Genomic DNA, 17,732 nt, shown 5'->3' with positions numbered 1-17,732 from the left:
ACATGGCAGGACGCATCGCAGGCAAGACCGCCGTCGTCACGGGCGGCGCATCGGGCATCGGACTGGCGACGGTCCGCCGGTTCGCCGAGGAGGGCGGCAAGGTCGTGATCGGCGACCTCGACGACGCCAAGGGGGCCGAGGTCGCGAAGGAGGTCGGCGGAACCTACGTGCACGTCGACGTCACCGACAAGGAGCAGGTCGACGCGCTGTTCCGGACCGCGAAGGACACCTACGGCTCGGTCGACATCGCGTTCAACAACGCCGGCATCAGCCCGCCGGAGGACGACTCGATCCTCGACACCGACCTCGAGGCGTGGAAGCGCGTGCAGGACGTCAACCTGACCAGCGTCTACCTGTGCTGCAAGGCCGCCCTGCCCTACATGCTCGAGCAGAAGTCGGGCTCGATCATCAACACGGCCTCGTTCGTCGCGGTCATGGGAGCGGCGACGTCGCAGATCTCGTACTCGGCCTCGAAGGGCGGCGTGCTGTCGATGTCGCGCGAGCTGGGCGTGCAGTTCGCCCGCGAGGGCGTCCGGGTCAACGCGCTGTGCCCCGGCCCGGTCAACACCCCGCTGCTGCAGGAGCTGTTCGCGTCCGATCCCGAGCGGGCCGCGCGGCGGCTCGTGCACGTCCCGGTCGGACGGTTCGCCGAGCCCGTCGAGATGGCCAACGCCGTGCTGTTCCTGGCCTCCGACGAGTCGTCGTTCATCACGGCGTCGACGTTCCTGGTCGACGGCGGCATCTCCGGGGCGTACGTCACCCCGCTGTGAGCGACGCAGTCGTGACGCCGCTGATCGGGATCTCGACCTACCGGGAGCAGGCGCGGTGGGGCGTGTGGGACGAGCTGGCCGACGTCCTGCCCGCGACCTACGCCCGATCGGTCGAGCGGGCCGGCGGGGTGCCGGTGCTGCTGCCGCCCGGCCCGGCCGCCGCGGCGTCCGCCGTGGTCGCGCGGCTCGACGGCCTGCTGATCTCGGGCGGGGCGGACGTCGACCCGTCGCGGTACGACGCCGAGCCGCACGCCCGGACGGCGGCGTGGCGCGAGGACCGCGACGCCTGGGAGCTCGCGCTGCTCGACGCGGCACCGGCCGACCTGCCGGTGCTCGGCATCTGCCGCGGCATGCAGGTCATGGCCGTCCATGCGGGCGGGACGCTCGAGCAGCACGTGCCCGACATCGTCGGCTCGAGCCGGCACTCGCCGGGCGGGGCCGCGTTCGGCGAGGTCGACGTCGACGTGCTGGCGGGCACCCGGCTGGCCGCCGCGATCGGCGACACGGGCGCGGTGCGCTGCCACCACCACCAGGCGGTGGTCGACCACCCCGGCTTCGTCCCCGCCGCCCGCGCGGCCGACGGGACCCTCGAGGCGATGGAGCACCCGGGCCACCGGTTCCGGCTCGCGGTGCAGTGGCACCCCGAGACGCGCGAGGACGCCGGGCTGTTCCGTGCCCTCGTCGCCGCGGCCGTCCGGGGCGGTGACTGAGCGACGTGTCACGGCGCTCGACAGGTCGCTAGGTCACCGCCGGGCTGAGGGAGTGGGGACGTCGCGGCCGTTGCGGGCGTTGAAGGCGGCGATGGCCTTCTCGCCGATCCGGAGGCAGTCGGTGCTGACGAAGATGTTCTGACCGGCCGATCCGCCGCGCTTCTCCTGCGACGACACGTCGACCGTCAGCCCGTCGACGACGAGCATCCGGCTGCGCGACGTCTCGAGCGTCGACACCTCCAGATCGCCGTCGCGCAGCGCCCGCGCCACGTCGTCGGCGGCCTGCTCGGGAGGGCGGACGTCGTACGTCACGAAGGTGTCGACGAAGTACGCCGCCTCGTCGGGGTCGCCGTCGTCGCAGCCCGTGTAGAGGCCCCGCCCCAGGCTGTCGGCGCTCGGCGGCTGGGCGCCCGTGCCGGTCACGAGCGCTCCCACCACGCGCTGCGCGACGGAGTCGACGCGGTCCTGCTGCTGCGCCAGCCTCGCCGCGGAGACGGTCGGCTCGTCGCCGTCCGCGCACCCGGCCAGCAGCGCGAGGGCCGCCAGGAGGACGAGGACGCGGCGCATGCCGCGACGGTACACGTCGCGTGTCGCGCACCGGACGTGTCGGGGCGCGCGGCTAGCGTGAGTCATCCGGGAACGAGCACGGAGCGACCAGCGCCAGGAGGCCGTCGATGAGAGCCAACAGGTATGCCGGGGTGTGTGCCGTGTGCGGCATCGCGGTCGCGATCGCGGCGGGACGCCTGATCGGCCTGCCGGGCAGCTGGCGCACGATCTGCCTCGGCTGCACCCCGCGCCCGCCGGCCCGCGGCGACCACCCCGGCTGGCACCAGGCCCCGCTCGCGTCCCTCGACTTCGAGACGACGGGGGTCGACCCGCTGACCGACCGGGTCCTCAGCTACGCGCTGCTGGGCGACCGCGGCGACGACGTCACGGGGCTCGTCGACGCCGGTGTCGAGATCCCGCCGGCGTCCGCCGCGGTCCACGGCCTCACCGCCGAGGTGCTGGCGGGCGCACCGTCGTCCGTCGAGGCGATCGCCCGCATCGCGGCCTGGGTGCAGGACCTCGTCGACCGGGGTGTCGGTCTGGTCGTCTACAACGCCGCCTACGACCTGACGATGCTGCGGGCCGAGGCCGAGCGCTGGGGTGTCGGCCAGCCCGACTGGCAGCGGCTCCTGGTCGTCGACCCGTACGTCGTCGACTGGGGCATCGAGCGCGGCGGGCTGGGGCCGCGACGCCTCACCGACGTCGCCGCCTACTACGGCGTGCCGCTCGACCACGCCCACGACGCGACGGCGGACGCACGGGCGGCGCGCGAGATCGCGCACGAGATCGGCCGCCGCCACCCGGCCGTCGCCTCCGGGACCCTCGCCGACCTGATGGATCGACAGCGCGGCTGGTTCGCCGACCGCGCCGACGACTGGAACGACTACGCCCGTCGCGTCGGCCGCTCGCTCGACGACCCGCAGGGCTGGCCGCTGGCGCGCGTCGGGGCGACGGTCCTCACGGGCTGAGGGCCTCCCGCACCGCCGGCCGTACGCCGCGCGGCACGTTCGACCGTGGCGCGTACGCCGCCACGGGCTCGACGCCGTGCTCCTGCACGACCGCCGAGACGTTCGCGAACAGGCTCTCGACCGCCGACACCGGACGTCCGGTGCGCTCGCCCACCGCCTTGACGGCCTCGCGGTGGTGCAGGGGCCGCCCCTCGTCGCGGTCGCGCAGCAGCGAGACGTAGGCCGCGACGGCCACCGCGACCTCGTCGGCGTCCCAGCCCGACCGCCTGGCCGCCAGCGCCCGCGCCGCTGACTCGTCGGCCACGACCCACGCGTCGTCGACGGTCGACAGCAGGCCCGAGGCGGCCATGCCCGCGGCCGCCTCGCGCAGGTCGAGCTGCCAGGAGTGGAACAGGTCGCCTGACCCCTCGAGCTCGGCCCGGCGGTGGGCCCACACGTGACGCGACACCTGCAGGGGCGTCGCCGATCCGCCGGACGCCGTCAGCGCCTCGACGATCCACGCCGGCCACGGCAGGGCGCCCCCGGTGCCGCCGGTGCTCATGCCCGTGCGCGCACCCGGTCGAGGACCGCCGCGGCGAGGGCGTCGGGTGCCTGCTCGGGCACCCAGTGGCCGATGTCGGTCAGCTCGACGAAGCGGTAGTCGGCGTCGACGAAGTCGCCGCACGCCTCGGCCGGCACGCGGCCGATCGCCTGGTCGTGCTCGCCCCACACGAACGTCGTCGGGACGACGGTGCGCGGCGCCGAGGCGAGCTCGGCCGTCATGGCCCGGTACCAGTTGAGCGCCGCGGTCAGGGCTCCCGGCTCGCCCAGGTGTGCGACGTACCGGGCCGCCAGCGGCGTCGGTACGGCGTCGCCGTAGATCGCGCCGAGGCGGCGGGCCCCGTCGGCCAGCAGGAGGTCCTCGGCGACGCCCTCCTGCCGGAACACCTGCATGTAGGCGCCCTTCTCGCGCTGGTCGGGGTCGTTGCGCAGGGCCTCGTTGTAGGCGCGCAGGTGCGGCACCGACACCGCGGTGAGCGTCCGGACGCGCTCGGGGTGGGCGGCCGCCGTCAGCCACGCCACGACGGCGCCCCAGTCGTGGCCCACGACGTCGAAGTCGCCGATGCCGAGGGCGTCGGCGACGCCGATGACGTCCTGCACCAGCAGGTCGGTCGTGTAGGCCTCGACCCCCTCGGGGCGCGCGCCGGGGGAGTAGCCCCGCTGGTCGAGGGCCACGACCCGCAGCCCGGCGTCGGCCAGCTGCGGCGCGACCTGCGTCCACGACAGCGACGTCTCGGGGAAGCCGTGCAGCAGGATCACGGGCTCGCCGTCGTCGGGCCCGGCGAACCGGACGTCGAAGGTCAGCTCGCCCACGGTGACGGGGGTGGTGGAGTCGTACGTCATGGTGTCTCCTCGTGTCGTCCGGGTGTCACTCGAAGGTCTCGCCGATGCGGGCCACGGCCTCGCGGTCGAGCACGGCCGCGGTCCTCGGATCGGGTGCCGCTCCGCCCCGGTCGTGCGGCAGCCACCACCGGTCGTCCTCGTCGCGGGGGCTCTCGGGGTAGGTGTCGATGGCCTCGGCCAGCAGCAGCTCCATGCTGGCACGCAGGCGGTCCGACAGCGCGTCGACGGTCTCGCCCCGCTCGGCACGCAGCGGGGTGCCGACGACGATCGTGACGGGGACGCCGCGCCGCAGGGAGCGGTGGCCGTCGACGGTGTAGATGCGGTGGCCGCCCCACACCACGACCGGCACCAGGGGGGCGTCGCGGTGCAGCGCCAGACCGGCCGCGCCCCGCCGGAACGGCTTGAGCAGCCACGACCGGCTGATGGTCGCCTCGGGGAACACGCCGACGACCTGCTCGTCGTCGAGCAGCGCGAGCCCCCGGCGGTAGGCGCTCGCGCCGTGCGACCGGTCGACCGGGACGTGGTGCATCGCGCGCATCAGGCGTCCGACGACGGGCAGCTGGAACACCGAGGTCTTGGCCATGAAGCGGATGCGGCGCCCGCGCGGGCGGGCCGCGTAGCCGATGAACGTGAAGTCGAGGAAGCCGATGTGGTTGCCCGCCAGGACGGCGCGCCCCGACGTGGGGATGTTGTCGACGCCCCGGACGTCGAACCGGTAGCCCATCAGCCGGAACAGCATCCCGAAGACCACGATGACGAAGCGGTACGTCCTGTCCTTGCCCGGCACCGGCCCAGCCTACGGGGCGCGGTGGGGCGTGGTCGCGGGCGTCCGCGCGTCGCGGCGCACGACACCGGTCGCGAGCAGGAGGATCGCGGCGATGTACAGCGTCATGATCGCCAGGCCCGTGGCGGTCGCGTCGGCGTCGATGCGACCCGCCTGCGACAGCGCGATGATGCCGTCCGAGACGAGGAACAGCGCCCCGCCCACGCCCGCCCGGACGTCGACGGCCAGCGAGACCGTCGCGGTGCCGACCAGGAGCGCCGCGTACACCGGGATCGCGGGCTTGAGCGCCGGTTCGAGCCCGCCCCAGCACCACGCGACCATCGCGACCGCGACGACGGCGTAGGCGACCGCGGCCTGCGGACGCCGCCTGAGCCGGTCGAGCGCGCCGCGACGGACGAACAGCGTGACGAAGGCGACGTGGGCGCCCGCGAACGCCGCCATCCCGACGACGAACAGGTCGTCGATCTCGAGGAACAGGTCGCCGAGGAAGCACAGGGCCAGGGCGACGACCAGCAGCCGCGGACCGCCCTGCCGGGCGACCCAGACCGCGAGCAGCGGGGCCAGCAGGCACTTGCTGATGCTGTCGAGCGGGGTCGTGCCCGCAGCGTTCAGGGCCAGGTGCACGACGGCGACGAGCCCGAACGCGACGAGCCACGGGCTCCGGACGGCGGTCATGGACGTCACCGTACCGACGGCGGGCCGCCTGGTGGGCCGTTCGGCGTCAGCCGACCTCGCCGGCGAGGCGGGCGCGGCGCGTCTGCTTGGCCGCGTACATGTCGGCGTCCGCGAGCTCGAACGCACCGGCGACGTCGACGACTCCCGCGCTGGTGGGCGCGCACCCCAGCGAGGCCGCGATCCCGGCGTCGGCCAAGGCCTCGGAGAAGCGGGCGAAGTGGGCGATGAGGTCCTTGACGGCGACGTTGTTCGACAGGATCGCGAACTCGTCACCGCCGTAGCGGGCCACGCGGTCGCCGGCGCGTGCCGCCGTGGAGAGCACCTCGCCGGCGTGCCGGATGAGCTCGTCGCCCGCGGCGTGGCCCTCGAGGTCGTTGAGGGTCTTGAGGCCGTCGAGGTCGATGACCGCGATCGCGACGGGGTCGCCGTAGGCGGTGATGCGACGGTCGGCGTCCTCGACGAGGAGGTCCCACCCGCGGCGGTTGACCAGCCCCGTCAGGGCGTCGGTCTGCGCCAGCGCCCGGGCGAGGTCGGCGGTGCGCCGTGCGCGGTCGGCGATGCGGGCCAGCTTGAGCTGCGACGAGAGCAGGCCGGCCATGAGCTCGATCAGGTCGGCGTCGATCTCGTCGAAGCCGCCGAGCGGCTCGGTGCCGACGCCGCACAGCGTGCCGAACGTGCGGCCGTCGTCGTCCGTGATGGGGGTGCCGGCATAGGCCCGGACGACGCCCGCGTCGGGCAGGTCGGAGTACGCAGGGTGCTCGGCGGCGTCGAGGACGATGCGGTCGGCGCCGTTCGACATGCGGATGCAGAACGTGTCGTCCCACGGAACGCGGCGCCCCAGCTGCAGCATCTCGTTGTCGCCGGTGTGGATGTGCACCTGCTCGCCGGCCGCGACGCGCGACACCGACCACTCGGGGATCGGGGTGTGCGCCTTCAGGTAGGCGATCACCTGATCGGCGGACGTGCTGAACGTGTCGGCCCCGTCGACCTGCTCCCTCGTGCTCACGGGTCCAGTGTGCCTCGCGGGCGGCGAGCGCGCGGGGTCAACCGCCGATCTGGCACATTGAGGCCCATGACGCACGACCTGACCTTCGTCGACGGCCACTTCTACGCCGGGGGTCGGTGGCTGCCGGACGTCGACACCCTCGTGGTGCGCGACGGCCGGATCGCGGCCATGGGGTCGGGGCTGCCGCCCGAGGGCGAGGTCGTCGACCTGCGCGGTGGGTGGGTGCTGCCCGGGTTCCACGACGCCCACGTGCACCCCGTGCAGGCCGGCCTCGAGATGAACGCCTGCGACCTCTCGCGAGCCGCGGACGTCGAGGGCTACCTGGCGGTCGTCGCGGAGCACCACGCCGCGCACCCGGTCGACGGCGACGGCGGCGAGTGGCTGCTGGGGGGCGGCTGGTCGATGGAGGCGTTCCCGGGCGGCGTGCCGGAGGCGCGCCTCCTCGACGCCGTCGTCGGCGACCGCCCGGTCTTCCTGCCGAACCGCGACCACCACAGCGCCTGGGTCAGCACCGCGGCCCTGCGGCTGGCCGGCATCGACGGGTCGACCCCCGACCCGTCGGACGGACGCATCGAGCGCGATCGCGACGGTCGGCCCACCGGCGCCCTCCACGAGGGCGCCATGGAGCTCGTGCGCGCCCTGGTGCCGCCCGCCGACGCGGCGCAGCGGCACGCGGCGCTCATGACGGCGCAGGCGCACCTGCACTCGCTGGGCATCGTCGGGTGGCAGGACGCCCTGGTCGGCGAGGGGCTCGGCATGGCCGACTCGCTCGACACCTACCTCGACGCGCTCCGCGACGGCTCGCTGACCGCCAAGGTCGTCGCGGCCCTGTGGTGGGACCGCGCCCGCGGTGACGAGCAGGTCGCCGACCTGGTCGCCCGCCGCGACCGTGCCGCGGCCGCGGGCCTCGACGCCGGCAGCGTCAAGATCATGCAGGACGGCGTGTGCGAGACGTTCACGGCCGCCGTGATCGAGCCGTACCTCGACGCGCACGGCCACGCGACCGCGAACGTCGGCCTGTCGTTCATCGAGGCCGCCGACCTGGCCCGTCACGTGCAGCAGCTCGACGCGCTGGGCTTCCAGGTGCACCTGCACGCGCTCGGCGACCGGGCGGTGCGCGACAGCCTCGACGCGATCGAGCACGCGATCGACGTCAACGGGCGGCTGGGCAACCGGCACCACCTCGCGCACGTGCAGATCGTGCACCCCGACGACGTCGACCGCTTCGGCGCGCTCGACGTCACGGCCAACGCGCAGCCCCTGTGGGCGTGCCTCGACGACCAGATGGTCGACCTGACGCTGCCGTTCCTCGGTGAGGTCGCGCGCGAGCAGCAGTACGTCTTCCGGTCGCTGGTCGACGCGGGGGCACCGCTCGTGTTCGGCAGCGACTGGCCCGTGTCGTCGCCCGACCCGCTCGAGGGCATCCAGGTCGCCGTGACCCGCCGCGAGCCGGGCAGCGCGCTCGAGCCGCTGCTGGCCGGCGAGTCGGTGCCGCTCGAGCTCGCGATCGACGCGTACACCCGGGGCAGTGCCTGGATCTGTCGCCGGGACGACTCGTCCGGCGCGATCGAGGTGGGTCGGGCGGCCGACCTCGTCGTGCTCGACCGCGACCTGCTGGCCCTGCCGCACGACCAGATCGCGTCGTCCCGCGTCGTGCGGACGTACGTCGACGGCCGCCTCGTGTTCGAGGCCTGACGACCGTCAGGCGACGGCGCTCAGGTGACGAGGCAGAAGGGGTGCCCTGCCGGGTCGGCGAAGACCTGCCACGGGCGGTCGTCCGGCTCCTCGACGACGTCGCCCAGCCGGCGGGCGCCGAGCCCGAGCACGGCCGTCTTGGCGACGTCGAGGTCGTCCACCTCGACGTCGAGGTGCGCCTGCTGCTCGCCGTGCTCGCCGGGCCACGCGGGCGGCTCGAAGGCGTCCACGACCTGGAAGCACATGCGTGCCTCGCCCGGGCGACGCTCGAGCGCCCACCAGTCGTCGTCGCGCTGCACGACCGGGCGGTCGAGCACGGCCGCCCAGAACTCGGCGAGCGGAGCGGGCTCCGCGCACTCGAGGACGATCGAGCGCAGGCTGCCGACGGCCGTCACGACGGGACGGCGTCCGTCCCGTCGGCGTCGGGGTTCGTGACGCTCGGCTCGAGGGGAGGCAGGGGCGCCTCGTCGGGGTCGGGCGTCTCGCCGGGGTTGGTCAGGGGCTCGGGATTCTGGGTCATGGCTGCTCCGTACCCGCCGCGCGCCGCCGCAACCCCGCGGTTTCCCGGGTTCACCCCGGATCCGGCGCACGGGACGCGCGGAAGCCGGGGTGAACCCGGGAAACAGCGACCGCGGCGACCGGGGCTCAGACGCAGAGGGAGTCGGTGGCCTTGCGGCTCGTGGCCTTGACGGGCTTGGGCTTGACCGGGTCGGTGCCGGCCTCGATGCGGTCGGCGCCGATGATGAGCCACACGCCCGTGATGTCCTGCCGCACGATCTCGGCCCCGAAGCCGAAGTCGGCGTTGATGGCCTCGGCGGTGGCCTGCGCCTGGGGCGTGCCGTCGACGAAGATGCGGGTCGCGGTCGCGGGCCTCTGCGCCGTCGCGACGCCGCTGACGGTGTAGCCGAGCCCCGTCATCGCGGTCTGCGCCGAGGTGCCGAGCCCCGACGTCTGCGCCGCGTTGAGCACCCGGACGGGCGTCGAGCGCGGGTCGCTGGTCCCGGTGCCGTCCCCCGAGCCGCTGCCGCTGCCGCTGTCCCCGTCGGCGTCGGTCGACTCCTCGCCCTCGACCGGCATCTCCTGGTCCTTCTTGATGGCCTTGAAGATCGTGTCGGCGTCATCGGTCTTGACGACGCGGTTGACGTCCTGCGGGGCCGCGCCGTTGGGCATCGTCACGAACGTGATGCCCGAGTCGGGCACCTCGCGCGCCCGCTTGGCCAGGCCCGTCAGGTCGGGGATCGACGAGATGCCCTCGTCGACCGTGATCGAGCTCGTGAGCGCGTTGACGAACTTGAAGAGCTTGTCGGGCCGGGTGAGGACGCTCGTGCTGCGCGCCTGGTTGATGATCGACGACATCACGACCTGCTGGTGGCCGAGGCGGCCGATGTCGCTGCCGTCGCCGACGGCGTGACGGGTGCGGGCCAGCGCGAGCGCGTCCTTGCCCTTGATCTTCTGCTCGCCGGCGGGCAGGTCGAGCTTGGCGTCCTTGTCGACCAGCGCCTCGTCGAGGCACACGTTGACGCCACCGAGGGCGTTGACCATCGAGGCGAAGCCGTCGAAGTCGAGCTGCACGAAGTGGTCGATGCGCACGTCGCTCAAGGTCTCGACGGCCTTGACCGAGCACGCGGGGCCACCGTCGAGGGCCGCGTTGATCATCTGGTCGGTGCCGCCGGCGAAGGCACCGCTGCCGGTGTCCTCGCACGCCGGGAGGTCGAGCAGGGTGTCGCGGGGGATCTGCACCGCGTCGATGCGGGTGTTGCCCTTCGAGAAGTGCACCAGCATCAGGGCGTCGCTGCGCTGCGAGCCGGTGCCCTTGCCGTACTCGTCGGTGCCGAGGTCGCGGGAGTCCGAGCCGATGAACAGGATGTTCATGGCGCCCTTGGGGGTCTTGTCCTTGACGACCGACTCGGTCAGCGGTGCCTTGTCGATGTTGCCCTGCAGCTTCCAGATCGCCGCGGCGGCGCCGACGCCCAGCACCAGCACCAGCACGCCGACGCCGAGCAGGGCGCGGCGCACGAGGATGCGGCGTCGCGAGGGCTCGCGTCGGCGCTTCGGCGCGGTGTCCGTCGGCGCGGGGTCGGGGGTCGTCACTCGTGGGCTCCTGGTGTCGGCAGAACTTCCAGAGTACGAGCACAACCTGAGCAGAGGCTAGGAATGGCGCGTGATCTGCCCCGCACGTGTCGTCGTCCCGCTCACAGGGGAGGGTCGTAGCGACCGTCGACGACGGTCCACCCGCCGTCGACCGTGAGCACGCTGCCGGTGACGTACGACGCCGCCTCGGACGCGAGGAACACCGAGGCGCCGGCGATCTCGGACGGCTGCGCCCAGCGACCCAGCGCGTTCTTCTGCGAGTACGCGTCGTACCACTCCCGGTTCGACCGCAGGCTCTGCGTCAGCGGCGTCTCGACGACGCCGGGGGCGATCGCGTTGACCCGCACGCCGCGGGGGCTCAGCTCGGACGCGGCGCCGCGGACCAGCTGCGCGACGCCGGCCTTGGAGACGCCGTAGATCCCCTGACCGGGCTCGATGAGCGTCGCGCGGATCGACGAGAACGCGATGATAGAGCCGCTGCCGCGCTCGGCCATGGCGGGGGCGAAGCTGCGGATCGCGTCCCAGCACGACACGAGGTTGAGCTGCAGCACGTCGTTGACCTCCTGCATCGTCAGGTCGACGAGCGGCTTGCGGGCGCCGCGGGCGGGCAGGTGCACGAGGACGTCGGTGGTGCCGATCTCGTCGGCCATCGCCAGGAGGGCGCCGGGCTCGAGGACGTCGACCCGGTACGTCGCCATGCCGGCGTGCTGGGAGGCCGTCTCGTCGAGCAGCGACTGGTCGACGTCGGCCACCGTGACGTCGGCGCCGTGCGCCGCGAGCGCCAGGGCCGTCTCGCGTCCGATGCCGCGTCCCCCGCCGATCACGACGGCGCGGCGACCCGTGAGGTCGAACAGCTTCGAGTAGTCCATGGGTCTCCGATCAGACGGACGTGGCCGGGCGAAGAGGTCTTCGCCCGGCCACGTCGAGGGTGGTGCGGGGGTCAGCTGGTGGGGTTGATCTGCGACTTGTCGAGCAGGCCGAAGTCGACGTCCCACTTCTTCAGGATCGTCTCGTACGTGCCGTCCTCCATGAGCTTGTCCATCGCGGCGGCGATGGGCTCGGTCATGCCGGACGTCTTCGAGACGCCGATGCCCTCGAGGGCGGGCTGGTAGTCGAGCGGCTGCAGCTTGAAGCCCTTGGTCTCGCGCAGGAGCCAGGCGAGCTGTCCCTTGGCGGTGGCGAAGGCGTCGGCGCGGCCGTTCTTGACGGCGAGCTGGGCCGCGGCCTGCTGCGGGTACGCCTTGACGGTCGGCGCCTTCTTCCCGGCGTCGGTGCAGGTCGTGCTGACCTCCTCGAGCTGCGAGATGAACGACGAGCCGGCGAGGGCCGCGACGTTCAGGCCGCACAGGTCCTCGGGGGTCGAGATCGTGAGGTCGCTGTCCTCGTTCGTCATGACGCCCGTCGAGTTCTCGTGGACGGCGACGATGTCGACGACCTTGAGACGCTCGGGCAGGACCGTCAGCGACGCCCACGGGCCGGTGATGTAGCGGCCGTTCTGGATGCTGGGGATGAAGGTGTCGAACGCTCCGGACGCCTCGGGGGCCCACTTGAGGCCGAGCAGCGCCGAGACGGCCTCGCCGAACTCGGGGCCCCAGCCCGTGATCTTGCCGTCCTCGTCGACGAACGTGTCGGCGGGCGCGTTGTCGTAGACGATCGCGGTCAGCTCGCCCTTGTCGGCGACGTCCTTGGGCACCATGGCCGCGAGGTCGTCGTCCTTGGTGATGGTGACGCCGGCGACGGTGACCCCCTTGTCGGCGCCGCTGCCTCCGGAGGAGGCGTTGCCTCCGTCGCTGTCGGATCCGCTGCCGCACGCCCCGAGAACGGCGGTCATGACGGCCGCGGTCGCGAGGGACACGATCGCCTTACGAGCACTGCTGGATCGCAGAGATGCCATGGGTCTTTCTCCTGATGAATGGGTTGTTGCCGCCGACTACCCCGAGATCGGAGGGACTGATCGTGTTCGCTGTGCGACCAGACGTTCGAAGTGTGTACATCCGCGGTCACCACTGTCAAGGGATTTCCGTCCCGAACGGTGTTAAGTGTTCGTTAAGCGAACGAATGGTCGCTTGACGAACGGCTCGACTCTGCTTAGGTTGTGGGTATGACGTGTGACTCAGGTAACGGGGCGACCCGATGAATCGAACCACGACAGCGACACGACCCGCCGAGCCGGGCGACGACTCGATGACGCCGGTCCGCTCGCGCCGGTCGCCGCTCGTGGGCACCGTGCTGGCCTGGGCGGCGAAGATCATCGTCCTGCTGCTGGCCTTCCAGGTCGTCGCGACCTTCCTGTCGTCCGACAGCCTCCAGTGGTCCGTGGTGTGGTCGTACATGTTCGACGGCGACGTGCTGGCCGGTGTCGCCCGCACGATCCAGCTCACCGTCATCGCGATGGTGCTGGGCTGCCTGATCGGCCTCGTCCTCGCCCTCATGCGGCTCTCGCCGAGCATCGTCCTCAACGCGGTCTCGGGCGCGTACATCTGGGTCTTCCGCGGCACGCCGGTCCTCGTCCAGATCCTGTTCTGGTACAACCTCGCGAGCTTCCTGCCGGAGCTGTCGATCGGCATCCCGTTCGGCCCGGACCTCGTCAGCGGCTCGACCAACGACCTCATCACGCCGCTCGTCGCCGCGACCCTCGGACTGGGGCTGTGCGAGGGCGCCTACATGGCCGAGATCTTCCGCGCCGGCATCCTGTCGGTCGACCACGGACAGACCGAGGCGTCGGCCGCGCTCGGCATGACGCGCCGCCAGTCGATGCGCCGCATCATCCTCCCGCAGGCCATGCGCGTCATCGTGCCGCCCACGGGCAACCAGGTCATCTCGATGCTCAAGGGCACGAGCCTGGTCAGCATCATCTCGATGAACGAGCTCCTCTACACCGTGCAGGTCATCTACGCCCGCACGTTCGAGACCATCCCGCTGCTGGTCGTGGCGAGCATCTGGTACCTCGTCCTGACCACGATCCTGAACATCGCCCAGTACTTCATCGAGCGAAAGTTCGCCAAGGGCGCGACCCGCAACGCCCCCGTCACGTGGCGTGACCGGTTGCCGCAGCGGCGCAAGCCCACCGAGAAGTTCTTCAGCCACGAGGAGACCATCTGATGACCGCCGACCCGCTCGTCAGGATCGACCAGCTGTGCAAGCGCTACGGATCGCTGCGCGTCCTCGACGGGGTCGACCTCGAGGTCGACGCCGGTGAGGTCGTCTGCATCATCGGCCCGTCCGGCTCGGGCAAGAGCACGCTGCTGCGCTGCGTCAACTTCCTCGAGAAGCCCGACCACGGCACGATCCGGGTCGACGGCGAGCTGATCGGCGTGCAGGAGCGCAAGGGCAGGCTCGTCGACGTCCCGGTCGCCGACCTCGCGCGCCAGCGCTCGTCGATCGGCATGGTCTTCCAGTCGTTCAACCTGTTCGGCCACATGACGGTGCTCGAGAACATCGTCGAGGCGCCGATCCGCGTCGCGGGGCAGCCGAAGGCCGACGCCGAGAAGCGGGCCCGTGAGCTCCTCGCCCACGTGCGCCTCGAGGGCAAGGAGGACGCCTACCCCCGCCAGCTGTCGGGCGGCCAGCAGCAGCGCGTCGCGATCGCCCGCGCGCTGGCGATGCGTCCCAAGGTCATGCTGTTCGACGAGCCGACGTCGGCGCTCGACCCCGAGACCGTCGGCGAGGTGCTGTCGGTCATGAAGCTGCTGGCCGACGAGGGTCTCACGATGCTGATCGTGACCCACGAGATCGAGTTCGCCCGCGACGTGGCCGACCGCGTCGTGTTCGTCGACGGCGGCAAGATCATCGAGCAGGGCCCCGCGGCCCAGGTCATCGACGACCCGCAGGAGGAGCGCACGCAGCGGTTCCTGTCGCGCATCGGCAGCGCCGGCGACCGCGAGACCCGACCCGCGGTCTGAGCGCCGCCGGTCTCAGCTGAGCCGGAGGTGCGAGATGTCGGCGCCGATCTGCGCCGTGGTCGACAGGAGCTCGGGCAGGAACTCGTCGACGAGCTGCTCGACCGACACGCGTGACGTCGGCACCGAGATGTTGACGGCGTTGACGAACCGGCCGGTGGCGTCCGCCACGGGCGCGGCGATCGAGCGGGCCCCGAGCTCGAGCTCCTGGTTGTTGATCGACCAGCCGCGCTCGCGCACCTCGGCGAGGCGCTCGCGCAGCTCGCCCTCGTCGGTGATGGTCTGCGCCGTGAAGCTCTCGCGCGGATAGGTCGCGAAGTACTCGTCGAGCTGGTCGTCGGTGAACGACGACAGCAGCACGCGCCCGGTCGACGTGCAGAACGCCGGCAGGCGACGTCCGACGCTCAGGCGGATCGTCATGATGCGGTCGGCCGCCGCACGGGCGATGTAGACGATGTCGCCGTCGTCGTACTCGCACGCCGAGCACGACTCGCCGATGCGGGCCGAGAGCTTGTCGAGGTGGTCCTGCGTGACCTCGACGCTCGACGACGACGACAGGAACGCGTAGCCGAGGTCGAGCACGCGCGGCCGCAGGTAGAACCGGTTCTGCCGGTACCCGACGTAGCCGAGGGTCTCGAGCGTCAGCAGGAACCGCCGCGCGGACGCCCGGCTGAGGCCCGCGATCTTGGCGACCTCGGCCAGGGTCAGCATGTCGTTGTCGTCGGAGAACGCCCGGATGACGGCCAGGCCTCGGTCGAGCGACTGGACGAACTCGCCGGGACGACGGTCGTCGGCCGCGTCCGTCTCGGTCTGGGGCATGCTGCCTCCTAGGGGCACGGTGGTTCGCAGGGCGAACATAGTGTGTCGGCCTGCCGATGGCAAGAATCCGTCACCGCACGTACGACGCACCGTTGACGTCGAGGGTCGCGCCGCTGAGGTGCCGCAGACGTCCCTCGCACAGGACGGCCACGAGCTCGGCGATCTCCTCGGGCGGCACGAGCTCGCCCATCGCGAGGGTGCGGCGGATCTCGTCGAGCCCGCCGCGGTCGAGCGAGGACGACGCCGTCATCTCGGTGTCGACGGCGCCGGGGGCGATCAGGTACGTCAGCACGCCGCGCGGCGCGTACGCGCGCGCGACGGTCTTGAGCAGGGCGGCGTACGCGGCCTTCGACGCGGCGTACGTCGCGAGGTTCGGGTGCCCGGCGCCGCGGTGCGTCACCCAGCTGCTGATGCCCACCACGACCCCCTCGCCGTGGTCCGCGAAGTGCTCGGCGGCGCGGCGCGTGAGGTCGGCGGGGCTCAACGTGTTGACCTGCAGGGCCGTGCGGAACGTGTCGTCCCACTCCGCGTCGGGGGCGTCGATCTCGACCTTCGGCATGATGCCGGCGTTGAGGACGACCGCGTCGACGCGGCCCACGGCCTCGAGGGTCGCGGCCCAGAGACCCGCGGCACCCTCGGGGTGGCTCAGGTCGGCGGGCAGCAGGTGCACGCGGTCGGAGGCGAATCCCCGCGTCGCCTCGTCGGCGCCCTCGCGGCTGCTGTTGTAGTGGGCGACGAGCGTCGCCCCCGTGCCGGCGAGCCGCTCGGCGATCGCCCGTCCGACGCCGCGCGAGGCGCCGGTCAGCAGGATGGTCTTGCCCGTCAGGTCGTTCATCGGATCCCCTCCACGCACACGTACTTCAGCTCGGTGAACTCGTCGAGGCCGTGGCTGCTGCCCTCGCGCCCGAGGCCCGACTGCTTGACCCCGCCGAACGGCGCCCCCTCGTAGGAGATGAGGCCCGTGTTGACGCCGACGACGCCGAACTCGAGCGCCTCGCTGACGCGCGTCACGCGGCCGAGGTCGTGGCTGAAGAAGTAGGCGGCGAGCCCGAAGGGCGTGTCGTTGGCCATCGCGACGGCCTCGTCCTCGGTCGAGAAGGTGAAGATCGGCGCGACGGGCCCGAACGTCTCCTCGTGGGCGATGACCATGTCGGGGCGCGCGCCGTCGAGCACCGTCGGCTCGAAGTACGTGCCGCCCAGCTCGTGGGGGTGCCCTCCGAGCAGCACCGTCGCGCCCTTGTCGACGGCGTCGGCGACGTGCGCCGAGACCTTGTCGACCGCGGCCTGCGAGATCAGCGGCCCCTGCGTCGACTCCGGGTCGCGCCCGTCGCCGACCTTGAGCTCGCGCACGGCGGCCGTGAACGCCTCGACGAAGCGGTCGTGGATGCCGTCCTGGACGAGGATGCGGTTGGCGCACACGCACGTCTGGCCGGCGTTGCGGAACTTCGACGCCACGGCGCCCTTCACGGCCTCGTCGAGGTCGGCGTCGTCGAACACGATGAGCGGCGCGTTGCCGCCGAGCTCGAGTGCGAGCTTCTTGACGGTGCTGCTCGACTGCTTCATCAGCAGCTTGCCGATCGCGGTCGAGCCGGTGAAGCTCAGCGCCCGCACCGACTCGTGGGTCGTCAGCACGTCGCCGATCATCGCGGCGTCGCCGTGGACCACGTTCAGGACGCCCGCCGGGACGCCGGCGCGGTGTGCCAGCTCGGCCAGCGCGAAGGCCGACAGCGGCGTCTCGCTGGCCGGCTTGACGATCATGGTGCACCCGGCCGCGAGGGCGGGGGCGACCTTGCGCAGGATCATCGCCGAGGGGAAGTTCCACGGCGTGATGGCGCACGTGACGCCGATCGCGCTGCGCGTGACCTGGATGCGCCGGCCGTCGACGTTCGGCGGGATGATCTCGCCGTAGACGCGCTTGGCCTCCTCGGCGTACCACTCGACGAAGCCGGCCCCGTAGATGATCTCGCCGCGGGCCTCAGCGAGGGGCTTGCCCTGCTCGGCGGTCAGGATCTCGGCCAGGGCGTCGGCCTCCTCGACGATCAGGTCGAACCAGCGCCGCAGGATCCGCGACCGCTCGGGGGCGGGGCGGCGCGACCACTCGACGAAGGCGCGCTCGGCGACCGCGACGGTCTCGAGGACGTCGTCGCGCGTCGCGTCGGCCACCCGGGCGACGAGCTCGCCGGTCGAGGGGTCGACGACGTCGGTGCGCACGCCGTCGCCGCCGGCGCGCCACTGCCCGTCGATGTAGAGGTCGGTCCTGAGCAGGCCCGAGGCCTCGGACCGTTCGGTGGCACTGGTCATCATGGAACCCAATCGTCGTCGGAGAACGGTGGACGTCGTCCACTCTAGCGGGTACGTTCGTCTAGCGACCATAAGTTCGCCCTTC

General features: G+C 72.3%; 20 protein-coding genes. 6 read left to right on the top strand and 14 right to left on the bottom strand.

The genetic code is table 11. The annotated features are described in order from the left end of the window. Positions 1 to 2: 2 nt before the first annotated feature. Both ASD10_RS00270 and ASD10_RS00265 read left to right on the top strand, forming a co-directional pair. The gene (locus tag ASD10_RS00270) at positions 3 to 770 is read left to right on the top strand and encodes a 3-oxoacyl-ACP reductase (RefSeq protein WP_056602968.1); all 768 of its coding nucleotides are present in this window, start codon (positions 3 to 5) and stop codon (positions 768 to 770) included. Further along, positions 767 to 1,480, top strand: coding sequence for a gamma-glutamyl-gamma-aminobutyrate hydrolase family protein (locus ASD10_RS00265; protein ID WP_056602965.1), 714 nt, complete (start codon positions 767 to 769; stop codon positions 1,478 to 1,480). The genes ASD10_RS00270 and ASD10_RS00265 overlap by 4 nt, the downstream gene beginning before the upstream one ends. Before the next feature lie 33 nt (positions 1,481 to 1,513). Here ASD10_RS00265 and ASD10_RS00260 read toward each other — a convergent pair whose 3' ends face one another. Next, positions 1,514 to 2,047 carry a hypothetical protein gene (locus tag ASD10_RS00260; RefSeq protein ID WP_157432390.1) on the bottom strand — a complete coding sequence of 178 codons (534 nt, stop codon included), beginning with the start codon at positions 2,045 to 2,047 and terminating at the stop codon, positions 1,514 to 1,516. 107 nt (positions 2,048 to 2,154) lie between these two features. Here ASD10_RS00260 and ASD10_RS00255 point away from each other — a divergent pair, with 107 nt between their 5' ends. Further along, on the top strand, positions 2,155 to 2,994 hold the full coding sequence (locus tag ASD10_RS00255; protein WP_082555923.1) for an exonuclease domain-containing protein: 840 nt from the start codon (positions 2,155 to 2,157) through the stop codon (positions 2,992 to 2,994). Here ASD10_RS00255 and ASD10_RS00250 read toward each other — a convergent pair. The 5 genes from ASD10_RS00250 to ASD10_RS00230 are packed head-to-tail and all read right to left on the bottom strand — an operon-like array spanning position 2,984 to position 6,842. Beyond that, positions 2,984 to 3,535 (bottom strand): hypothetical protein, encoded by a 552-nt coding sequence (locus ASD10_RS00250; protein ID WP_056602957.1) that lies wholly within the window; start codon positions 3,533 to 3,535, stop codon positions 2,984 to 2,986. The genes ASD10_RS00255 and ASD10_RS00250 overlap by 11 nt on opposite strands. Beyond that, positions 3,532 to 4,377, bottom strand: coding sequence for an alpha/beta fold hydrolase (locus tag ASD10_RS00245; RefSeq protein ID WP_056602954.1), 846 nt, complete (start codon positions 4,375 to 4,377; stop codon positions 3,532 to 3,534). Before ASD10_RS00245 ends, ASD10_RS00250 begins: the two co-directional genes overlap by 4 nt. Before the next feature lie 25 nt (positions 4,378 to 4,402). Then, positions 4,403 to 5,164: a 1-acyl-sn-glycerol-3-phosphate acyltransferase gene (locus ASD10_RS00240; protein WP_235501723.1), complete on the bottom strand. Its 762-nt coding sequence runs from the start codon at positions 5,162 to 5,164 to the stop codon at positions 4,403 to 4,405. A 9-nt stretch (positions 5,165 to 5,173) separates the two neighbouring features. After that, entirely contained in the window at positions 5,174 to 5,836 is a 663-nt protein-coding gene (locus tag ASD10_RS00235) for a lysoplasmalogenase (RefSeq protein ID WP_056602951.1), read from the bottom strand. 46 nt (positions 5,837 to 5,882) lie between these two features. Next, the gene (locus ASD10_RS00230; RefSeq protein ID WP_056602948.1) at positions 5,883 to 6,842 is read right to left on the bottom strand and encodes a sensor domain-containing diguanylate cyclase; all 960 of its coding nucleotides are present in this window, start codon (positions 6,840 to 6,842) and stop codon (positions 5,883 to 5,885) included. Positions 6,843 to 6,908: 66 nt separating this feature from the next. Between ASD10_RS00230 and ASD10_RS00225 the strand changes: the two genes are divergently transcribed. Further along, positions 6,909 to 8,537 (top strand): amidohydrolase, encoded by a 1,629-nt coding sequence (locus tag ASD10_RS00225; RefSeq protein ID WP_056602945.1) that lies wholly within the window; start codon positions 6,909 to 6,911, stop codon positions 8,535 to 8,537. A gap of 20 nt (positions 8,538 to 8,557) precedes the next feature. Here the strand turns inward: ASD10_RS00225 and ASD10_RS00220 are convergent, their stop codons facing one another. From ASD10_RS00220 to ASD10_RS00205, 5 genes are all read right to left on the bottom strand, one after another. Beyond that, on the bottom strand, positions 8,558 to 8,932 hold the full coding sequence (locus ASD10_RS00220; RefSeq protein WP_056602942.1) for a VOC family protein: 375 nt from the start codon (positions 8,930 to 8,932) through the stop codon (positions 8,558 to 8,560). After that, positions 8,929 to 9,057, bottom strand: coding sequence for a hypothetical protein (locus tag ASD10_RS19465; RefSeq protein ID WP_255355077.1), 129 nt, complete (start codon positions 9,055 to 9,057; stop codon positions 8,929 to 8,931). The genes ASD10_RS00220 and ASD10_RS19465 overlap by 4 nt, the downstream gene beginning before the upstream one ends. A gap of 125 nt (positions 9,058 to 9,182) precedes the next feature. After that, entirely contained in the window at positions 9,183 to 10,628 is a 1,446-nt protein-coding gene (locus ASD10_RS00215) for an LCP family protein (RefSeq protein ID WP_056602939.1), read from the bottom strand. A 101-nt stretch (positions 10,629 to 10,729) separates the two neighbouring features. Next, positions 10,730 to 11,497, bottom strand: coding sequence for an SDR family NAD(P)-dependent oxidoreductase (locus tag ASD10_RS00210; protein WP_056602936.1), 768 nt, complete (start codon positions 11,495 to 11,497; stop codon positions 10,730 to 10,732). 71 nt (positions 11,498 to 11,568) lie between these two features. Further along, positions 11,569 to 12,522 carry a transporter substrate-binding domain-containing protein gene (locus tag ASD10_RS00205; RefSeq protein WP_082555922.1) on the bottom strand — a complete coding sequence of 318 codons (954 nt, stop codon included), beginning with the start codon at positions 12,520 to 12,522 and terminating at the stop codon, positions 11,569 to 11,571. 239 nt (positions 12,523 to 12,761) lie between these two features. On the opposite strand from ASD10_RS00205, the gene ASD10_RS00200 reads away from it, so the two are divergent. After that, positions 12,762 to 13,730, top strand: coding sequence for an amino acid ABC transporter permease (locus ASD10_RS00200; protein ID WP_082555921.1), 969 nt, complete (start codon positions 12,762 to 12,764; stop codon positions 13,728 to 13,730). Further along, the gene (locus ASD10_RS00195; protein ID WP_056602927.1) at positions 13,730 to 14,530 is read left to right on the top strand and encodes an amino acid ABC transporter ATP-binding protein; all 801 of its coding nucleotides are present in this window, start codon (positions 13,730 to 13,732) and stop codon (positions 14,528 to 14,530) included. The genes ASD10_RS00200 and ASD10_RS00195 overlap by 1 nt, the downstream gene beginning before the upstream one ends. Positions 14,531 to 14,542: 12 nt before the next feature. Here ASD10_RS00195 and ASD10_RS00190 read toward each other — a convergent pair whose 3' ends face one another. The 3 genes from ASD10_RS00190 to ASD10_RS00180 all read right to left on the bottom strand — a co-directional run bounded on the left by ASD10_RS00190 (position 14,543) and on the right by ASD10_RS00180 (position 17,650). After that, positions 14,543 to 15,346, bottom strand: coding sequence for an IclR family transcriptional regulator C-terminal domain-containing protein (locus ASD10_RS00190; protein ID WP_056602925.1), 804 nt, complete (start codon positions 15,344 to 15,346; stop codon positions 14,543 to 14,545). Between the two features lie 70 nt (positions 15,347 to 15,416). Next, positions 15,417 to 16,181 (bottom strand): SDR family NAD(P)-dependent oxidoreductase, encoded by a 765-nt coding sequence (locus ASD10_RS00185; RefSeq protein WP_056602919.1) that lies wholly within the window; start codon positions 16,179 to 16,181, stop codon positions 15,417 to 15,419. Next, complete coding sequence (locus ASD10_RS00180; RefSeq protein WP_284148564.1) at positions 16,178 to 17,650, bottom strand: NAD-dependent succinate-semialdehyde dehydrogenase; 1,473 nt, start codon at positions 17,648 to 17,650, stop codon at positions 16,178 to 16,180. The genes ASD10_RS00185 and ASD10_RS00180 overlap by 4 nt, the downstream gene beginning before the upstream one ends. Positions 17,651 to 17,732 lie beyond the last annotated feature (82 nt).

It is taken from the genome of Aeromicrobium sp. Root472D3, from assembly GCF_001426485.1.
GTDB lineage: Bacteria > Actinomycetota > Actinomycetes > Propionibacteriales > Nocardioidaceae > Aeromicrobium.
The sequence above is the reverse complement of the archived record's forward strand: the minus strand, read 5'-3'. Positions and strand labels throughout refer to the sequence as shown.

Excerpts from the sequence above, each read along its gene's own strand:
- ASD10_RS00250 (WP_056602957.1), bottom strand. The coding sequence starts at position 3,535 with ATGAGCACCGGCGGCACCGGGGGCGCCCTGCCGTGGCCGGCGTGGATC.
- ASD10_RS00205 (WP_082555922.1), bottom strand. The coding sequence starts at position 12,522 with ATGGCATCTCTGCGATCCAGCAGTGCTCGTAAGGCGATCGTGTCCCTC.
- ASD10_RS00195 (WP_056602927.1), top strand. The coding sequence starts at position 13,730 with ATGACCGCCGACCCGCTCGTCAGGATCGACCAGCTGTGCAAGCGCTAC.
- ASD10_RS00180 (WP_284148564.1), bottom strand. The coding sequence starts at position 17,650 with ATGATGACCAGTGCCACCGAACGGTCCGAGGCCTCGGGCCTGCTCAGG.
- ASD10_RS19465 (WP_255355077.1), bottom strand. The coding sequence starts at position 9,057 with ATGACCCAGAATCCCGAGCCCCTGACCAACCCCGGCGAGACGCCCGAC.
- ASD10_RS00225 (WP_056602945.1), top strand. The coding sequence starts at position 6,909 with ATGACGCACGACCTGACCTTCGTCGACGGCCACTTCTACGCCGGGGGT.
- ASD10_RS00260 (WP_157432390.1), bottom strand. The coding sequence starts at position 2,047 with ATGCGCCGCGTCCTCGTCCTCCTGGCGGCCCTCGCGCTGCTGGCCGGG.
- ASD10_RS00255 (WP_082555923.1), top strand. The coding sequence starts at position 2,155 with ATGAGAGCCAACAGGTATGCCGGGGTGTGTGCCGTGTGCGGCATCGCG.
- ASD10_RS00235 (WP_056602951.1), bottom strand. The coding sequence starts at position 5,836 with ATGACCGCCGTCCGGAGCCCGTGGCTCGTCGCGTTCGGGCTCGTCGCC.
- ASD10_RS00200 (WP_082555921.1), top strand. The coding sequence starts at position 12,762 with ATGAATCGAACCACGACAGCGACACGACCCGCCGAGCCGGGCGACGAC.
- ASD10_RS00190 (WP_056602925.1), bottom strand. The coding sequence starts at position 15,346 with ATGCCCCAGACCGAGACGGACGCGGCCGACGACCGTCGTCCCGGCGAG.
- ASD10_RS00210 (WP_056602936.1), bottom strand. The coding sequence starts at position 11,497 with ATGGACTACTCGAAGCTGTTCGACCTCACGGGTCGCCGCGCCGTCGTG.
- ASD10_RS00245 (WP_056602954.1), bottom strand. The coding sequence starts at position 4,377 with ATGACGTACGACTCCACCACCCCCGTCACCGTGGGCGAGCTGACCTTC.
- ASD10_RS00270 (WP_056602968.1), top strand. The coding sequence starts at position 3 with ATGGCAGGACGCATCGCAGGCAAGACCGCCGTCGTCACGGGCGGCGCA.
- ASD10_RS00185 (WP_056602919.1), bottom strand. The coding sequence starts at position 16,181 with ATGAACGACCTGACGGGCAAGACCATCCTGCTGACCGGCGCCTCGCGC.